This is a genomic window from Modestobacter marinus, assembly GCF_011758655.1.
Classification (GTDB): Bacteria; Actinomycetota; Actinomycetes; order Mycobacteriales; family Geodermatophilaceae; genus Modestobacter; species Modestobacter marinus.
In genome coordinates, this window is the sequence record NZ_JAAMPA010000001.1 from 726,745 (window position 1) to 743,941 (window position 17,197).

The 17,197-nt window shown below is 74.1% G+C and carries 15 protein-coding genes; 1 reads left to right on the plus strand and 14 read right to left on the minus strand.

Annotated features, from left to right (window positions below; all coding sequences use genetic code 11):
• From mnhG to FB380_RS03505, 8 genes are all read right to left on the minus strand, one after another.
• Positions 1-600, minus strand: coding sequence for a monovalent cation/H(+) antiporter subunit G (mnhG, locus tag FB380_RS24060; RefSeq protein ID WP_229681954.1), 600 nt, complete (start codon positions 598-600; stop codon positions 1-3).
• Positions 597-944, minus strand: a complete 348-nt coding sequence (locus tag FB380_RS03475; RefSeq protein WP_166753859.1) for an MrpF/PhaF family protein — start codon at positions 942-944, stop codon at positions 597-599. The genes mnhG and FB380_RS03475 overlap by 4 nt, the downstream gene beginning before the upstream one ends.
• The gene (locus tag FB380_RS03480; RefSeq protein WP_166753860.1) at positions 941-1,543 is read right to left on the minus strand and encodes a Na+/H+ antiporter subunit E; all 603 of its coding nucleotides are present in this window, start codon (positions 1,541-1,543) and stop codon (positions 941-943) included. The genes FB380_RS03475 and FB380_RS03480 overlap by 4 nt, the downstream gene beginning before the upstream one ends.
• On the minus strand, positions 1,543-3,294 hold the full coding sequence (locus tag FB380_RS03485; protein WP_166756021.1) for a Na+/H+ antiporter subunit D: 1,752 nt from the start codon (positions 3,292-3,294) through the stop codon (positions 1,543-1,545). The genes FB380_RS03480 and FB380_RS03485 overlap by 1 nt, the downstream gene beginning before the upstream one ends.
• Positions 3,291-3,818, minus strand: coding sequence for a Na(+)/H(+) antiporter subunit C (locus tag FB380_RS03490; RefSeq protein ID WP_166753287.1), 528 nt, complete (start codon positions 3,816-3,818; stop codon positions 3,291-3,293). The genes FB380_RS03485 and FB380_RS03490 overlap by 4 nt, the downstream gene beginning before the upstream one ends.
• Positions 3,815-6,700, minus strand: a complete 2,886-nt coding sequence (locus tag FB380_RS03495) for a Na+/H+ antiporter subunit A (RefSeq protein WP_166753861.1) — start codon at positions 6,698-6,700, stop codon at positions 3,815-3,817. Before FB380_RS03495 ends, FB380_RS03490 begins: the two co-directional genes overlap by 4 nt.
• A 126-nt stretch (positions 6,701-6,826) precedes the next feature.
• Positions 6,827-7,486, minus strand: a complete 660-nt coding sequence (locus FB380_RS03500; RefSeq protein WP_166753862.1) for a response regulator — start codon at positions 7,484-7,486, stop codon at positions 6,827-6,829.
• Positions 7,483-8,658: a sensor histidine kinase gene (locus FB380_RS03505; protein ID WP_166753863.1), complete on the minus strand. Its 1,176-nt coding sequence runs from the start codon at positions 8,656-8,658 to the stop codon at positions 7,483-7,485. Before FB380_RS03505 ends, FB380_RS03500 begins: the two co-directional genes overlap by 4 nt.
• Positions 8,659-8,844: 186 nt before the next feature.
• On the opposite strand from FB380_RS03505, the gene FB380_RS03510 reads away from it, so the two are divergent.
• Positions 8,845-9,552 carry a hypothetical protein gene (locus FB380_RS03510; RefSeq protein WP_166753864.1) on the plus strand — a complete coding sequence of 236 codons (708 nt, stop codon included), beginning with the start codon at positions 8,845-8,847 and terminating at the stop codon, positions 9,550-9,552.
• A 100-nt stretch (positions 9,553-9,652) separates the two neighbouring features.
• Here the strand turns inward: FB380_RS03510 and FB380_RS03515 are convergent, their stop codons facing one another.
• From FB380_RS03515 to FB380_RS03540, 6 genes are all read right to left on the minus strand, one after another.
• Positions 9,653-11,509, minus strand: a complete 1,857-nt coding sequence (locus FB380_RS03515) for an ABC-F family ATP-binding cassette domain-containing protein (RefSeq protein ID WP_166753865.1) — start codon at positions 11,507-11,509, stop codon at positions 9,653-9,655.
• Between the two features lie 48 nt (positions 11,510-11,557).
• Entirely contained in the window at positions 11,558-12,202 is a 645-nt protein-coding gene (locus FB380_RS03520; protein ID WP_166753866.1) for a dihydrofolate reductase family protein, read from the minus strand.
• 98 nt (positions 12,203-12,300) lie between these two features.
• Positions 12,301-13,242, minus strand: a complete 942-nt coding sequence (locus FB380_RS03525; RefSeq protein WP_229681955.1) for a transglutaminase family protein — start codon at positions 13,240-13,242, stop codon at positions 12,301-12,303.
• 5 nt (positions 13,243-13,247) lie between these two features.
• Positions 13,248-14,198 (minus strand): alpha-E domain-containing protein, encoded by a 951-nt coding sequence (locus FB380_RS03530; protein WP_166753867.1) that lies wholly within the window; start codon positions 14,196-14,198, stop codon positions 13,248-13,250.
• On the minus strand, positions 14,192-15,865 hold the full coding sequence (locus FB380_RS03535; RefSeq protein WP_229681956.1) for a circularly permuted type 2 ATP-grasp protein: 1,674 nt from the start codon (positions 15,863-15,865) through the stop codon (positions 14,192-14,194). The genes FB380_RS03530 and FB380_RS03535 overlap by 7 nt, the downstream gene beginning before the upstream one ends.
• Before the next feature lie 221 nt (positions 15,866-16,086).
• A complete protein-coding gene (locus tag FB380_RS03540; protein ID WP_166753868.1) occupies positions 16,087-17,115 on the minus strand; it encodes a LacI family DNA-binding transcriptional regulator in 1,029 nt (342 codons plus the stop codon).
• Between the last annotated feature and the right edge of the window lie 82 nt (positions 17,116-17,197).

The following is a 17,197-nucleotide window of genomic DNA, read 5'->3' on the forward strand; positions in this document are numbered from 1 at the left end:
TCAGCCGCGCGGCCGCTCGGCCGGCTCGTCGCCGGCCACTCCAGCGCCGGCTCGCTCGTCCGGGGTCCGGTCGTCGGAGGCCCGGTCCGGGGAGGTCCCGTCGTCGGGGGCCCGGCCGTCGGGCACCTCGTCGTCCCTGGCCCCGGCGTCGCCGGCTCCGTCGTCCTCGACGACCTCGGGCTCGGCCTGGTACCCGGCCGGTGCATCGGCGGGGTGGTCGCCTTCCACGCCCTTCTGCCCGGCGCGGAGTTCGGCGCCCCGGGCCGCGTCGGCGAGCTCGTCGACGAACAGCTTGTCGCGGCGGACGTGCCGGCGCCGGTAGGCGATCCGGCTGACCATGTGCGCGTTGACCGGCGCGGTGATCAGCTGGAACGCCGCGACCAGCAGCAGCATCCAGGTCGCCGACCAGCCGGTCAGCCGGATGGCGCCGCCGGCCAGGATCAGCAGCACCCCCATGACCTGGGGCTTGGTGCCGGCGTGCATCCGGGAGAGGACGTCGGGGAAGCGGAGCACGCCCAGGCCCGCGGTGAGGCACAGGAAGGCCCCGACCAGCAGCAGGACGGCCGCGATCCAGTCGGGCACGGAGTCGAAGTCGTTCACGTGACGTCCTCCCCGCGCAACGGCGCGTTCCGCTCGGCGCCGGCGGGACCCAGCCCGGTCTCCTCGCTGTCGTCGTGCGAGGAGCGCAGCAGCATGCCGCCGATGTACCGCGCCACCGCGATGGACCCGACGAAGGCCAGCAGCGAGACGACCACGAGCACCGGGACGATCGTGGGGTCACGCTCCAGCGCCGCGTACAGCGCCAGACCGGCGGTGATGATCACCAGCACGGTGTCGGTGGCCACCACGCGGTCGAGCAGCGAGGGCCCGAGCATGAGCCGGACGACCGCCAGCACGGCACCCACCCCGAGCATCGTGTAGACCACGACCGAGAAGACCGTCACCGTGACACCTCCGCGCCGTCCGACCCGGACACGGGCTCCCCGACCGGGCCGTCGTCCCCCTGGCGGGGGGTGTCCTCGAGCCGGGCGATGTCCTCCTTGGTGCCGAACGCGCGCACGACCCGCTTCTCCATGGTCAGCACACCGGCCCGCTGTCGCTCCACGTCGTCCATGTCGTCCACGTGCAGCAGGTGGACCCCCAGCGTCCGCCGCGGCCGGTCCAGGTCCAGCACGATCGAACCCGGGACCAGCGTCAGCGACTCCGCGATCAGGGTGAGCAGCAGATCGGAGTCGGTGCGCAGCTGCACGGCGATGATCGCCCCCTGCTGCATGCCGCTGGGCCGGATCGCCTGCCAGGCGACCTGCGCGCTGGAGACGGTGAGGTCCTTGAGGAAGTAGCCGGCGAAGCGGAGCAGGGCCACCGGGTGCAGCCGTGCCCCGGCCATGACCGCGGGCAGGGGCAGCACGTTGGTCACCAGTACCGCGACCAGCAGCCCGGACAGCAGGTTGGCCCAGGACAGGGTGCCCCAGAGCAGGATCCAGATCAGCACCAGCCAGGTGAGCACCGGCAGCTGGTGCCGCAGTCGCATCGCACCGCTCATCAGGGGGCCTGCTCGCCGTAGACGGCCTCGATGTAGGGCAGCCGGTCCCGCAGGTCCTCCGCGGCCCGAGTCGTCAGCCCGTACAGCGGACCGGCGACCACGGTGAGGCCGACCGTGAGGGCCACCATCACCCCGGTGGCGGCGGTCATCACCGCCGGCAGCGGCTGCAGGGAGGGCTCCCGGTCCTCGTCACCACCGCGCGGCCGACCCTCGCCGCCCGCGGGCGCTGCCGTGGCCACGGCCACGTGCCGCGCCCAGGCGCCCCGGCGGCCCGTCTGCCGGGCCTCGGTCGTGGAGGTCGCACCGGCGGGCGCCTCGGTGACGAAGTCGTCGTCGGCCGGCTCGTCCGCCCCGGTGGGGTCGTCGTCAGGGCCGACGTCGGGGCCTGCGTCGTGGGCCGCCGCCGCGGCCGTGTCCGCGGACGCCGACTGCGCCCGCGGGCGCCAGAAGGCCCGGGTCCAGATCCGGGACATCGCCACGAGGGTCAGCAGGCTGGTGACCACCGCGCCGCCCACCAGCACGTAGGCGGCCCAGCCCCCGTCGGCGATCCCGGCGCCGAGCAGCCCCACCTTGCCGATGAAGCCGGAGAACGGCGGGATGCCGGCCAGGTTCATCGCCGGGATGAAGAAGAGCACGGCCAGCAGTGGGGAGGCCGTGGCCAGCCCGCCCAGCCGGCCGGTGGCCATCGTCCCGCCGCGCCGTTCGATCAGGCCGGCGACCAGGAACAGCGTCGTCTGGATGGCGATGTGGTGGACCACGTAGAAGATTGCACCGGCCAGGCCGGCGGCCGAGGCGAGGGCGATGCCGAAGACCATGTAGCCGATGTGGCTGACCAGCGTGAAGGACAGCGTCCGGCGGATGTCGCTCTGCGCGACGGCGCCGAGGATGCCGATCAGCATGGTGGCCAGCGCGGCCCACATCAGCAGGTCGTCCAGGGCGCCGTCCGGGAACAGCAGGGTCTGGGTGCGGATGATCGCGTAGACCCCGACCTTGGTGAGCAGCCCGGCGAACACCGCGGTGACCGGGGCCGGGGCGGTGGGGTAGCTGTCGGGCAACCAGGCCGACAGCGGGAAGACCGCCGCCTTGATGCTGAAGGCGATGAGCAGGAGGCCGTGCAGCAGGAGCTGCGTCCCGTCGGGCAGCTCGGCGATCCGCAGCGACAGCTGGGCCATGTTCACCGTGCCGGTCGCCGCGTAGACGAGGGCGATGGAGGCCAGGAACAGCAGCGAGCTCAGCAGGCTGACCACCACGTAGGTGATGCCGGCCCGGATCCGCGGCGCCGAACCGCCCAGGGTCAGCAGCACGTAGCTGGAGGTCAGCAGCACCTCGAAGCCGACGTAGAGGTTGAACAGGTCGCCGGCCAGGAACGCGTAGCTCACGCCGGCGATGAGCACCAGGAACGTCGGGTGGAAGATCGACAGCGGGGTGTCCTCGTCGCCGTCGGCCGTGCCCTGGCCGACCGCGAACACCAGGACCCCGAGCCCCACGGTGCTGGCGACCACCAGCATCAGCGCCGAGAGCCGGTCGACCACCAGCATGATCGCCACCGGGACCGGCCAGTCGCCGACGGCGATCGCCGCGGCCCCGTTGGCGTCGGCGATGAACAGCAGGGCGACCGACACGGCCACCACGGCGGTGAGCACCAGGATGCTGACCGCCCGCTGCAGCTGGGGGTGGCGACCCACCAGCAGGGTGGCGGCCGCGCCGAGCAGCGGCAGCAGCACCGGCAACGGTGCGAGCACCTCGGTCACGACTGCGCCCCCCGGGTCGGCGGGAAGGTCACGTCGTCGGAGGGGATCCCCGCGTAGCGCTGGGCGAGCTGTGCCTCGACGTCCACGTCCGAGTGCAGGGTGTTGCCCTTCCCGGCCGGCCGGTCCTCCGGCGGGAGCTCGCCGGGGTCGATGTCGTCGGCGTCCTGCCCCTCCCGGCTGGCGACCCGGCGGTCCTCCTCGTCGATCTCGATGACCTCCTGGCGGACCAGCCGCCAGGAGCGGTGCACCATCGCCAGCAGGAAGGCGGTGACGCCGAAGGTGATGACGATGGCGGTGAGCACCAGCGCCTGCGGCAGCGGGTCGCTCATCTCCTCCGCCTCCGCGTACCCGAAGACCGGCGCCAGCGCCGCCGGCCCGCTCGCGGACAGCAGCAGCAGGTTCGTGGCGTTGCCCAGCAGGATGAAGCCGAGGATCACCCGGGTGAGGCTGCGGTCCAGCAGCAGGTAGACCCCTGCGGTGTAGAGGCCACCGATCACGATCGGCAGCACGATGGTGGGGGTCATCGCACGATCACCTCCTCGGGAGCGGCGTCGACCGGGTCCTCCTCGTCCTCCTGGCGGTCCTGCTCGGCACCGAGGCTGCGCAGGATGTCCAGGACGAGGCCGACCACGATCAGGTAGACGCCGATGTCGAAGAACAGCGCGGTCGGCAGGCTGGCGTGTCCCAGCACCGGCAGGTCGGCCTCCAGGTAGGCCGACTCCAGCACCGCGCCGCCGAGCACGAGCGCGGCGAGTCCGGTGCCGCCGGCGAACACCAGGCCGCCGCCCAGCAGCAGGCCCGGCGGCACCGGGGCGGCCTCACCGAGCTCGTAGCGACCGCCGGCGAGGTAGCGCAGGACGAGGGCGAGCCCGGCCACCAGCCCACCGGCGAAGCCGCCACCGGGGTCGTTGTGGCCGGAGAAGAGCAGGAACAGCGAGAAGACGACGATCGTGTGGAAGAGGAAACGGGTGGCGACCTCCAGCACCACCGACCGGCGCTGCGGCGCGAGCGTGGACGACGCCGACAGCCACTGCTCCCGCGGCGCCCGCCGCGCGTCGCCACCGTCGCCGGACGTCTCCTCGGCGGTCGCCCGGTCGACAGCCCCGGTGCGGTGCCGCAGGAAGACCAGGCTGGCCACCCCGGTCGCCGCCACGACCAGCACCGACAGCTCGCCCAGGGTGTCCCAGGCACGGATGTCCACGAGGATCACGTTGACCACGTTCTGCCCGTGGCCCTCCTCGAGAGCGAGCTCGGGGATCTCCGTCGACACCGGGGTGGCCGTCCGGGCGCCGAGCGCCGCCGCCCCCGCCCCGGCCATCACCAGGCCGACGCAGACGGCGATCACGGCACGCACGGTCCGCTCGGCGGGCCGGTGGCGCTCACCGATGTCCTTGGGCAGCTTGCGAAGCACGAGCACGAAGACGACGAGGCTCAACGTCTCGACCAGGAACTGGGTGAGCGCCAGGTCCGGGGCGCCGTGCAGCACGAACAGCAGGGCCAGCCCGTAGCCGGTGACCCCGACGGCGAGCACCGCGGACAGCCGCTGCCGGATCCGCACCGTCAGCACGGCCGCGCCCAGCACCACCGCGCCGACCAGCGCCTGCAGCGGGGTGTCCCAGGCGCGCCACTCGTCCGGCCACGGGGTGCGGGCCAGCAGCACCAGCCCCGGCACCAGCAGGACGACGACGAGGATCGTGCCCAGGTAGGTCGGCAGCGACCCGCGCTGCGTCGTCCCGGTCACCAGGACGGCGATCCGGTCCAGGCCCTGCAGGGTGTTCCAGTAGCTCTCGTCGGCGGAGGCGCCCACGGCCAGCCGGTGCTGCAGCCGGGTGAACTGCGACCGGAGCGCGAAGATCGCGGCGCCACCGAGCAGGGTGACCGCGGAGAGCGCGAGGGCCGGCTGCAGGCCGTGCCACAGCGCCAGGTGCTCGGACTCGGGGGCGATCAGCGGCAGCGTCTCGGCGTAGGCGGCCACCAGGTGGTCCAGCAACGGGCTGGCCGGGCCGGCCGCCAGCCCGGCGAGCGCCAGGACGGCCGGCGCCGCGAGGAACAGCGGCCCGGGGTGGTGCTCGAGCTCCGCCGGGGCGGTCTCGGGCAGCTCCGGCTTCCGCGCGAAGGCGCCCCACAGGTAGCGGGCGCAGTAGGCGGCGGTGAACACCGACCCGAGCACCAGGCCGACCAGGACGACGACGGCGCTGACCCGGTCGGGCAGGCCGCCCTCCCACAGTGCGGTGAACGCCGCCTCCTTGCCCACGAAGCCCAGGAACGGGGGCAACCCGACCAGGCTGGCGGCGGCGAGGGTGGCGATGACGGCGAGGGCGGGCATCCGCCGGCCGAGCCCGGAGAGCAACCGCAGGTCGCGCACCCCGGTCGCGTGGTCGATCACGCCGACGGAGAGGAACAGCGTCGACTTGCTCAGCGCGTGCGCGATGGTCATCGCCAGCCCGGCCGCGGCCAGCTCCTGGCTGCCGGCGCCGACCATGGTGATCAGGAAGCCGAGCTGGCTGACGGTGCTGAAGGCCAGCAGCAGCTTGAGGTCGTTCTGCCGCAGCGAGCGCCAGCCGCCGATCAGCATGGTGGCCACGCCGAGCCCGAGCACGACCGGCCGCCAGCCGGGGACGTCGGCCAGGCCGGGGGCGAGCCGGGCGACCAGGTAGATGCCGGCCTTCACCATGGCCGCGGCGTGCAGGTAGGCGCTGACCGGGGTGGGCGCCTCCATCGCGGCGGGCAGCCAGAAGTGGAAGGGCACCATCGCCGACTTGGTGACCGCGCCGGCCAGGACCAGCATCGTGCCGGCCACCATCACCGGGCCGCTGCCCGGGTCCAGGACGATCTCCGACAGCAGCCGGCTGCCGCTGGCCGCGGAGATCATCAGCAGCCCGACGAGCATCGCCAGGCCGCCGGCGGTGGTGAGCAGCAGCGCCTGGCTGGCCGCCCGCCGTCCGGCCAGCTTGGCCCCCGAGCCGCCGATCAGCAGGAACGAGAAGACGGTGGTGAGCTCCCAGAAGACGTAGAGCACCAGCACGTCGTCGGCCAGCACCAGGCCGAGCATCGACCCGGCGAAGGCGGTCATCACGCCGGCGAACCGGCCGACGCCCTCCTCGTCGTCCTCGAAGTAGCGCGCGCAGTAGACCAGCACGAGCGCGCCGACCCCGGTGACCAGGGCGGCGAAGGTCAACGCCAGCGCGTCCAGCCGCAGCGCGATCTGCAGGTCCAGCGCCGGGATCCAGGAGAGCGTCTCGCGGACCTCTCCCCCGCCGACGACGGTGCCCAGCCGGGTCAGCACCCACCCGAAGGCGGCCGCGGGCACCAGGGCGAGGGCCAGGAACGCCTGCCGTCCCCACCACCGCACGAGCAGCGGCGCGCCGACCGCGGCGAGCAGGTGGAGCAGGAGCAGCAGGCCCAACGGGTCCCTTCCGGTGGTCGCCGGCCGCGCGTGCGGGTGCACGCACCGACCCAGGCGCATCGAACAGTTGCGCCCCATCCTCCCGGCTGCCTTGCCGGGCGGCGACTCGGGCAGGCGTGCGGCCGGTCACCGGCCGGGGGTGACCAGGCCGCTCTCGTAGGCGAACGCGACCGCCTGCACCCGGTCGCGCAGGCCCAGCTTGAGCAGCACCCGGCTGACGTGCGTCTTCACCGTCGCCTCACCCAGGTACAGCCGGCCGGCGATCTCGGCGTTGGACAGGCCGGTGGCCAGCAGCTCCAGGACGTCGGTCTCCCGCTCCGTCAGCTGGGCCAGCTGCCCGGCCCGCACCGGGTCCGGGGCCGGCGCGGCCGCGAACGACTCGATGACGCGCAGGGTGACCGCGGGGTCCAGCAGCCCCTGTCCGGCCGCGACCGTGCGCACGGCGGCCACCAGGTCCTCCGGCGGGGCCACCTTGAGCAGGAAGCCGCTCACCCCGGCCCGCAGCGCGGCGGCCACGTACTCGTCCTGGTCGAAGGTGGTCAGGACGACCACCCTGGTCGGCAGCTGTTGGGCGAGGATCCGGCGGGCGGCCTCCAGCCCGTCCACCCCCGGCATCCGGACGTCCATCAGGACGACGTCGGGCCGCAGCTCGGCCACCACCCGCACCCCCTCGGCCCCGTCGGCCGCCTCCCCGACGACCTCGAGGTCGGGTTCGGCGGCCAGGACCATCCGCAGCCCGGTGCGGACCATGGCCTGGTCGTCGACGAGCACCACCCGGATCGTCATCGCACCTCCTGCGGCCGGGCCGAGCGGGGCACGGGGAACGTCGCCCGCACCCGGTAGCCGCCACCGCGCAGCGGTCCGACCTCCAGGCTCCCGCCGGCGACGGCGACCCGCTCCCGCATGTGCAGCTGCCCGTGCCCGCCCGGCGCGGGGTCGGGCCGGTCCGCCGAGGGCGCCACCCGCGGCCGGCCGTCGTCGGTCACCGTCACCGTGACCCGGTCGGCGCGGTGGGCGACCTCGACGCAGGTGGCGGCGCCGCCGGCGTGCCGGACCACGTTGGACAGCGCCTCCTGCACGACCCGGACGGCGGAGACGTCGACCAGCGGCGGCAGCTCCGCCGGCGCCCCGGTGACGGTCAGCTCGATCGGCACACCACCGGCCCGGAGCTCGTCCAGTACGGCGTCCAGCCGGGACAGCGACGGCTGCGGAGCGGGGGCGCCGTCCGGGTGCTCGCGGAGCACGCCGACCACCCGGCGCATCTCGTCCACCGCCTCCCGGCCGAGGCGTTCGAGGCCCAGCAGCACCTCCTGGGCCTGCGGCTGGTCGGGCAGCAGCCGGCGCAGGCCGCCCATCTGCAGCACCATCACGCTCACCGAGTGAGCCACCGAGTCGTGCACCTCCCGGGCGATCCGGGCCCGTTCGGCCACCGCCGCCGCCGTCGCCACCGTCTCCTGCTGGGCGGCCAGCCGGGCGGCCAGCACCTCCAGCTCCCGGGACCGCTGCCGGGACTGCCGGACGAGAGCCCCGACCCCCCAGGCGACGCCCGTGACCAGCAGGTAGAAGAAGCCCTCCCACGGCGACGGCGAGAACAGCAGGCCGGCCACCAGGACCAGCAGCGTCGCCGCCGCGGCGACCAGGGCGCCCCGCCGGGCCGAGAGCACCGCGGCGGCGTGGCCGACCAGCACGGCCATGCCGATGAGCTGGGCACCGCCCGGCCCCGGGGAGTCCAGCGCGAAGTTGCCGAGCACCGAGGCCGAGCCCAGCAGGGCGGCGGCGGCCGGCCAGCGCGGGCAGCAGACCAGCAGCAGCCCGACCGCCACGCCGGGCACCGCCAGCGCCATGCCCTGGCCGAGGAAGTCGTCGAGCGCCGACTCCAGCACGGCCATGCCGCCGATGAGGAGGCCGACACCCGGCCAGACCCAGCGGCCGGCGGAGCGGACGTCCCAGCGCGGCATGCGAGCACGGTAGGGGGCCGGGAGAGGGCCGGACATCCCCCGCACGACGGACCCGCCGCGGCCACCGCTCCGCCGTCCGGCGGACCCCGGTCGGTGCGTGCGGACGGACGCCGGGCACCCCCGTCCGTTCCTAGCGTCCTCGCCGACACCGCGACGAGCCGGTGCCCCACCGATCCGAGGACGACCATGACCACCCAGCTCACCCCGCCCACCGGCCGGCCGGCCACCGCCCCCGCCGTCGACCGGCCCACCCGCAGCGCCGCCGCCCGGCTGCTGCCGATCGCCGGCGGTGCGCTGATCGCCGGCCCGCTGCTCTACGTCGCTGGGATGGCGACCTCGCCGCCGGCGGACTCGATGGCCGCCGCCGACTACGTCGCGTCGCTGGCCCGGGACGAGGGTCAGACCGCGCTCTCGGCGCTGCTGCTGCACTACGGCAACCTGCTGCACGCACTCGCCTGGCTGGCCGCACCGGCGCTCGTCCGCGGCCGCCGCGGCGGCACCCTCACCGTCGTCGGCGCGCTGCTGTCGGCCCTCGGGCTGGTCAGCGTCACCGGCCTGGTGCTGTCGGACTTCTGGACCGGTGCCATCGGGCGCGAGCTGGACCCGGCGACGGCGGAGGCGCTGTTCACCACGGTCGAGAGCTCGGCCGGGATGGGGGTCGTCGGCACGCTGACCCTGCTCGGGCTGATCGGACCGGTCGTGGCCCTGGCCGGCCTGGCCCGGGACGGGGTCATCGGCTGGTGGCTGCTGGCCCCGGCGGTCGCCGCCCTGGTGCTGTCGATGGCGCTGCCGTTCCAGCCGCTGCTGTTCGCCGCGTTCGCGCTGGTCGGCGCCGCCCCCACCGTCGTCGTCGGGCTCCGGCTGCTGCAGCGGTCGCGGGCCGGTGCCGTCTGAGGCGCCGCCGTCCCCCTGCACCAACGACTGTCCCCCCGCATCAGCGTTGGTGCGGGGGGACAGTGTTCGATCAGGTGACCTGATCACTGCTGCGGGCCGGTCAGCCCTCGGCGATCTCCGCGGCGGCCAGCCAGTCGGTCTCGACCTGCTCCTTCTCCGCCTGCACCGCCCGCAGCTGCGCGTCCAGCTCGGCGGCCTTCCCGTAGTCCGTGGCGGCCGCGGCGAGCTGCTCGTGCAGCTTCTTCTCGTCGGCGTCCAGCTTGAGCATCCGGCGCTCCAGCCGCGAGGCCTCCTTGCGGGCCGCCCGGGAGTCCGCCGCACTGTGCGCCGACGCCGCGGAGCTGCCGACCGGGGCCGCAGCACCCGACCCGGGCAGCGCGGCCTCCCCGGCGGCGCGGCGCCGCAGGTACTCCTCCACCCCGCCGGGCAGCGCGGCCAGCGAGCCGTCGCCCATGAGCGCGACCACCGAGTCGCACACCCGGTCGACGAAGTACCGGTCGTGGCTGACCACCAGCACCGTGCCGGGGAAGTTGTCGAGCAGGTCCTCGAGCGCGGTGAGGGTGTCGATGTCCAGGTCGTTGGTCGGCTCGTCGAGCAGCAGCACGTTCGGCTCGGCCATCAGCAGGCGGAGCAGCTGCAGCCGCCGGCGCTCGCCGCCGGAGAGGTCGCCCACCGGCGTCCACTGCCGGTTCGCGGCGAAGCCGAACCGCTCGGCCAGCGTGGAGGCGGAGATCTCCTGGTTGCCGATCTTCGCGATCCGGGCGACGTCCTGCACCGCCTCGAGCACCCGCTGGCGCGGGTCGAGCTCGGTGACGTGCTGGGACAGGTAGGCCTGGGCGACCGTCTGACCGACGACGACCTTCCCGGCGTCCGGCTCCACCTCGCCGACCAGCAGCTTGAGCAGCGAGGTCTTGCCCGCGCCGTTCACCCCGACGACGCCGATCCGGTCGCCCGGGCCGACGTGCCAGGTCAGGTCGCGGAACAGCGTCCGCTCGCGCGGACCGTCCGGGTCGGCGGGACCGGCCGGGTCGTCGGCGTCGTCCACCGGGCCGTGGCCGCGCACCGTGTAGGTGACGTCCTCGACGTCGTAGACCGTCTTGCCCAGCCGCCGGGCGGCGAAGCCGGCCAGCGCCATCGTGTCCCGGGCGGGCGGCTCGTCGGCGATCAGCGCCTGGGCCGCCTCGATCCGGAACTTCGGCTTGCTGGTGCGGGCCGGGGGGCCCCGGCGCAGCCAGGCCAGTTCCTTGCGCACCAGGTTGAGCCGGCGCTCCTCGGTCACGTTGGCGATCCGGGCGCGCTCGGCGCGGGCCAGCGTGTAGGCGGAGTAGCCGCCCTCGTAGGCGTGCACGCTGCCGTCGGCGACCTCCCACGTGGTGGTGGAGACCTCGTCGAGGAACCAGCGGTCGTGGGTCACGACGATCAGCCCGCCGGTGCGGGCCTTCACGTACTCGGCCAGCCAGGCCACGCCCTCGACGTCGAGGTGGTTGGTCGGCTCGTCGAGCACCAGCAGGTCCAGCGGGCGGATCAGCTGGGCGGCCAGCGCGACCCGGCGACGCTCACCACCCGACATGGGGGCGACCGGGGAGTCCAGCCCGATCCGGTCCAGCTCCAGGCCGGTCAGCACCGAGCGGACGGCGGCGTCCCCGGCCCACTCGTGCTCGGCGGCGAACCGGGAGGCGGGCAGCACGACGTCGCGCACCGTCGTCCCCGGAGGGAGGGTGCCGGTCTGGTCGAGCACGCCCATGGCCAGGTCACCGCGGCGGGTGACCCGGCCGGAGTCGGGCTCCTGGGTGCCGGTGAGGACGCCGAGCAGGGTGGACTTGCCACCACCGTTGCGGCCGACCACACCGATCCGCTCACCGGCGGCGACCCCGAGGGAGACGTCGTCCAGGATCACCGTCGTCCCGTGGGCCTTCGACACCCGTTCCAGGTTGACCAGGTTCAGGGGTGCGCTCATCGCCGTCCAGCATCCCAGGTGCGCCGGCGGCGGCGATGAGCAGCCGGGTCAGCGCCGCCAGAACAGGTGGTGGATCACCCCGCTCGGGCTCGGCACGGCCTCGTGGTGGAACCGGTCGAGCAGCTCGTCGGGTGAGGTCCACAGCCGTGAGCCGGCGCCGAGCTCCACCGGCGCCACCGCCACGTGCAGGGTGTCCACGAGGTCTGCGTCCAGGAACTCCCGGACGGTCGTGGCTCCCCCACCGAGCCGGACGTCCCGGCCGTCGGCCGCCGCCTTCGCCTTCTCCAGCACCTCGGCGGGCTCCCCGCCGACGAAGTGGAACGTGGTGTCCGCCAGGGTGAACGAGGGCCGCTCGTGGTGCGTCAGCACGAACACCGGCGTGTGGAACGGCGGCTCGTCGCCCCACCAGCCCTGCCACTCGTGGTCGGTCCACGGTCCGCGCTGGGGCCCGAACTTGTTGCGGCCCATGATCTCGGCGCCGATGTTGCGCCCGAACTCGCGCATGAGGTGGTCGTCCAGGCCGCGGGTGCCGCCGGGCCCGCTCCGGTTGGGCCAGCTCGCGGTGGCGAAGGCCCAGGCGCCGAGCACCATCGGGTCGGCGTGGCCGAACGGTCGTTCCAGGCTCTGCCCCTCCCCCGCGCCGAACCCGTCGCTGGAGAGCATGAAGTTGTGGACCCTGAGCTCTTGGACCATGTCCGGCTCCTCGTCGCGATTGGCGGACCCGCTGGAACGGCCCCCTCGCAGGGTCCCACCGCGAGCTTGCGAGTGGTGGGGGGCGAGGGGGTCCTTCGTCAGGCCAGCCGGGTGACCTCCACGGTCACGGTCGAGCCCTCGCTGCGCGGGCCGGAGAAGATCCCCTTGAGCGGCGGGACGTCGGAGTAGTCCCGCCCCCGGGCCAGGGTGACGTGCCGGGGCCCGATCTCCACGGAGTTCGTCGGGTCGTGGCCGGACCACCCGCCGTCCCACCACTCCACCCAGGCGTGGCTCTCCCCGGTGACCGACTGCCCGATGGCCGCCGCGGGCGCGGGGTGCAGGTACCCGGAGACGTAGCGCGCGGGCAGGCCGAGGGCGCGGAGCAGACCGACGGAGACGTGCGAGATGTCCTGGCAGACGCCCTTGCGGTGGGTCCACGCCTGCATCGCGTTGGTCTTCACGTTGGTCGACCCGGTCAGGTACTCCATGTGCTCGTGCACGAAGGCGCAGACCAGGTGCCCGGCCTCCCGCGGGCCGGCGTCCCCGACGACGGCCCGCACCTCGTCGACCACCGGGGAGTCCATCGCGGTCAGCGGCGTGGGGCGGAGCATCTCCCCGAACCGGTCCCGCAGGTCCGGGACGGCCAGGTCGGCCCAGCTCACCGGGTCCGGGACGTGCGGTTCCGGGCCGGCCTCCACCTCCGAGGTGGCCTGCACGACCAGCTCGGTGTGCGGGCCGTGGGTGTCGAAGGCGGTGACCGTCGACCCCCAGTAGTCGCGGTAGGCGTGCACGGTGGCGGCCGGCTCGATCTCCACCCGGGACCGCAGGGTGGTCTGCCGGCTGCTGTTCTCCGGGGTCATCCGCGCCTCGTTGTAGGAGGAGCGGACCGGCCCGCCGTAGCGGAACGCGCTGCGGTGCACGACCCGCAGCCGCCAGCGGTCCCCGGGGACCCGCACGGAGCCGGACTGCACCTGCGACTGGCTCTGCCCATGGCCGTGCTGGGACTGGCCCTGCTGGGACTGGCTCTGACGCTGCGGCACCGCGCTCACCCCACGCCTTCCGGCACCCAGACCTGCGGCGCCTGCTCGGTGAAGAACCGGTTGGTGACCGCCTCGCTGGCCGCCGAGCAGGTGCGCTGCAGCTCGTCCAGCCGGGCCGGCAACCGCGCCAGGATCTCGTCGGTCTGCATGAACTCCAGCATCGTCCGGGCGCGGCCGACGATCCGGTGCGCCTCGCCGGCGACGCCGATCCGGTGGCCCTCCCGCACGTTGGCCCGCTCCAGCTCGGCCAGGCACCCCTCGGCGCGCTCGAGCGAGGCGAACACCGAGCGCGGGAAGAGCCGGTCCAGCAGCAGGAACTCCGCGGCCCGGCTGGAGTTCACCGCACCCCGATAGGTGCGCAGGTAGGGCTCGTAGGCACCGGTCGAGCGCAGCACCAGCGTCCAGGACGGCGCCGCGTCCCCGGCCAGCACGCGGGTGGAGAGCATCCGGGAGGTCATGTCGACCCGCTCCAGCGACCGGCCCAGGACGAGGAACAGCCAGCTCTCGTCGCGGCTCATCGTGGCGTCGGCCAGGCCGAAGACCATCGCCGAGCGCTCCCGGACGAACCGGAACAGCGAGTGCGGGCCGTACCGGCGGGCCATCGTGCGCTGCTGCGGCAGGGCGTTGTGGGTGACGTTGAGCGACTCCCAGATCTCCGCCGACAGCACCTCCCGGGCGCCGCGCGCGTTCTCCCGGGCGGCCGACAGCGCCCCGGTGATCGAGCTCGGGCTCGCCCGGTCGAAGGCCAGGGTGGCCAGCACCCGCTCGGTGTCGGCCTCCTCGGGCGGGCAGGGCGCACCCATCAGCGCGAGCAGGTTCGCGCAGGCCCGCTGCTCGTCGATCCACGGGTCCTCGACCAGCCGCTGGGTGTGCACGTCGAGGATCCGGGCGGTGTCGTCGGCCCGCTCGACGTAGCGCCCGATCCAGAACAGCGACTCCGCGATCCGGCTCAGCACGGCGGCACCTCCCCAGGGGCAGAGATGGCCATCCCTGCCCTGGGCGACGGACCGTCACCGTCCCGATGGACGGCAGAAATGGCCATTTCTGCCCCTTGTTGCTGTTGCTGGGACTGGGCGAGGGCGTTGTCGTTGGGCGGGCCCGGGTCCTGCGCCGGCGGCTCGACCGGCAGGTCCTCGGTGGTGAACTCGATCCGGGTGACGTCCTGCTCGGGCACCGGCTCGACCGCCGGGCGCGGCGCGCTGAGCACCCAGGTGTCCTTCGAGCCCCCGCCCTGGCTGGAGTTCACCACCAGCTCCCCCTCGGGCAGCGCCACCCGGGTCAGCCCACCGGGCAGCACCCAGACGTCGGTGCCGTCGTTGACCGCGAACGGCCGCAGGTCGACGTGCCGCGGGGCGATCCGGCCGTTGATCAGCGTCGGGGACGTCGACAGGCCGATCGGCGCCTGGGCGATCCAGTCCCGCGGGCTGCTGCGCACCTTCACCGCGAGCTCCTCCAGGGTCCGCTCGTCGGCCCGCGGCCCGATGACGATGCCCTTACCGCCCGAGCCGTCGACCGGCTTGAGCACCAGCTGGTCGAGCGAGGAGAGCACCCACTCGACGGTGTCGGGCTCGTCGAGCCGGTGGGTCTCGGCGTTGGCGAGCACCGGTTCCTCGCCCAGGTAGTAGCGGATGAGGTCGGGCACCCAGGTGTAGAGCAGCTTGTCGTCGGCGACGCCGTTGCCCACCGCGTTGGCGATGGTCACCCGGCCGGCGCGGGCGGCGTTGAGCACCCCGGCGCAGCCGATCACCGAGTCGGAGCGGAAGTGCACCGGGTCGAGGAACTCGTCGTCGATCCGGCGGTAGATGACGTCGACCCGTTGCTGGCCGTCCGTCGTCCGCATGCTGACCTGCCCGCCGGAGCAGACCAGGTCCCGGCCCTCGACCAGCTCGACGCCCATCTGCCGGGCCAGCAGGGCGTGCTCGAAGTAGGCGGAGTTGTAGACGCCGGGGGTGAGCAGCACGACCGTGGGGTCGCTGACGCCGGCCGGCGCCGACGCCTTCAGCGCGGCGAGCAGCCGGCCCGGGTACTCCGCGACCGGCTGGACCCGGTGGTCACCGAACAGCTCCGGCAGCACCGACGTCATCGCCGCCCGGTTGGTGATCACGTAGCTGACGCCCGACGGCGAGCGGAGGTTGTCCTCCAGCACCCGGAAGTCGCCGGCCTCGTCCCGCACCAGGTCGATGCCGCTGACGTGCACCCGGACGCCGTTGGGTGGCACCAGCCCGTGCGCGGCCCGGTGGAAGTGCGCGCTGGTGGTGACCACGCTGCGCGGCACGATCCGGTCGGTGAAGACCTCCCCGGCGCCGTAGACGTCCGCCAGGAATGCCTCCAGCGCCCACACCCGCTGGGCCACCCCGCGCTCGATCACCGACCACTCCTGGTGGCCGATCACCCGGGGGACGATGTCCAGCGGGAAGGGCTGCTCCTCGCCGGCGTGCGCGAAGGTCACCCCGGCGTCGCGGTAGGTCTGCGAGAGGACGTCGGCCCGGGCGGCCAGCTCCTCCCCCGACATCGGCTGCAGCGAGCTGAACAGGCCGGTGTAGGGGGTGCGGGGCCGGCCGGGGGCCGCGAACATCTCGTCCCACTGCCGCCCGAGCGGGTAGCCGTCGAAGAGGTCCGCCATGCGACGAACCTAGACAGGCCGTGTGTCCCGCGCGTTTCGACACCACCGGACCGTGACCTGGTGGTGACCCCGGAGCCGCGCGTGGCGGCACGCCTCCGTCATGGCACACGGACGACGCCGTCCGACCGCACCTGCGGCTGGCCCGCTGCACCAACGCTGGTGCGGGCGGACAGCCGGTGATCAGGTGACCTGATCACCGCTGTGGACGGCGCGGGTCTCCGTCAGGCCGAGGCGCGCCGGACCAGCGACGTGCGGCACACCCGGGACTCCACCGGCCCCCCGACGCCGTCGATCTGGCGCAGCAGCAGCTCGGTGAGCAGCGGGGTCATGTCGGCCAGCGGCTGGGCGACCGTGGTCAGCGGCGGGTCGCACCGGGTGGCGACGGCGGCGTCGTCGAAGCCGACCACGGCGACGTCCTCGGGCACCCGCCGGCCGGCGCGGCGCAGGGCACCCAGCGCCCCCACCGCCATGGGGTCCGAGGCCACGAAGACGGCGTCGAGCTCGGGGTCGCGACCCAGCAGCGACTCCATCGCCCGGGCGCCGCCGGCCTCGGTGAAGTCGCCCTCCGCCTCCAGTTCCGGGAACGTCCGCAGCCCGGCCGCGGCCAGCGCCGCCCGGTGACCGGACAGCCGGTCGACCCCGGCGATCATGTCCAGCGGCCCGGTGATGGTGGCGATCCGGCGGTGCCCGGTGGCGATCAGGTGCGACGTGGCGACCTCGGCGCCGCCGCGGTTGTCGGCGTCGACGTAGGCGACCGCCCGGTCGTCGAAGGGCCGCCCGCACATCACCAGGGGCACCCCGGCGTCGGCGAGGATGTCCGGCAGCGGGTCGTCGCTGTGCACCGACATCAGGATGACGCCGTCGACGTGGCCCTGGCGGGCGTACCGGCCGATCTTCTGCTGCTCGCGTTCGTCCTGGGCGGTCAGCAGCACCAGGTTCAGGTCGGTGTCGGCCAGGGTCGCGGACACCCCCCGCACGATGCTGGCGAAGAACGGGTCGGAGAACACCTGGGTGTTGGGCTCGTTGAGCACCAGGGCGATGGTGTCGGTGCGCCGGGTGACCAGGCTCCGGGCCATCCGGTTGGGCACGTAGCGCAGCTCGGCGATCGCCGACCGGACGGCCTCCCGGGCCTCCGGGCTCACCCGCGGTGAGTCGTTGACCACCCGGGACACCGTGGCGCGGGACACGCCGGCCAGCACGGCGACCTCGTCCAGCGTCGGCACCGCGGCACGCGGGGTCGTGTCGGTCATGTGTCTCCAGTGTTCGGGGCGGGGTGTCCATGGTGCACCGTGAGAGCGCTCTCGCCTAGTACCCGCCCGGCCCCGAACCGTT

What these genes read in the sequence shown, in the direction of transcription:
- FB380_RS03505 (WP_166753863.1), bottom strand. Translation starts at nt 8,658, where the DNA reads ATGCCGCGCTGGGACGTCCGCTCCGCCGGCCGCTGGGTCTGGCCGGGT.
- FB380_RS03520 (WP_166753866.1), bottom strand. Translation starts at nt 12,202, where the DNA reads ATGGTCCAAGAGCTCAGGGTCCACAACTTCATGCTCTCCAGCGACGGG.
- FB380_RS03510 (WP_166753864.1), top strand. Translation starts at nt 8,845, where the DNA reads ATGACCACCCAGCTCACCCCGCCCACCGGCCGGCCGGCCACCGCCCCC.
- FB380_RS03515 (WP_166753865.1), bottom strand. Translation starts at nt 11,509, where the DNA reads ATGAGCGCACCCCTGAACCTGGTCAACCTGGAACGGGTGTCGAAGGCC.
- FB380_RS03480 (WP_166753860.1), bottom strand. Translation starts at nt 1,543, where the DNA reads ATGAGCGGTGCGATGCGACTGCGGCACCAGCTGCCGGTGCTCACCTGG.
- FB380_RS03500 (WP_166753862.1), bottom strand. Translation starts at nt 7,486, where the DNA reads ATGACGATCCGGGTGGTGCTCGTCGACGACCAGGCCATGGTCCGCACC.
- FB380_RS03490 (WP_166753287.1), bottom strand. Translation starts at nt 3,818, where the DNA reads ATGACCCCCACCATCGTGCTGCCGATCGTGATCGGTGGCCTCTACACC.
- FB380_RS03540 (WP_166753868.1), bottom strand. Translation starts at nt 17,115, where the DNA reads ATGACCGACACGACCCCGCGTGCCGCGGTGCCGACGCTGGACGAGGTC.
- FB380_RS03535 (WP_229681956.1), bottom strand. Translation starts at nt 15,865, where the DNA reads ATGGCGGACCTCTTCGACGGCTACCCGCTCGGGCGGCAGTGGGACGAG.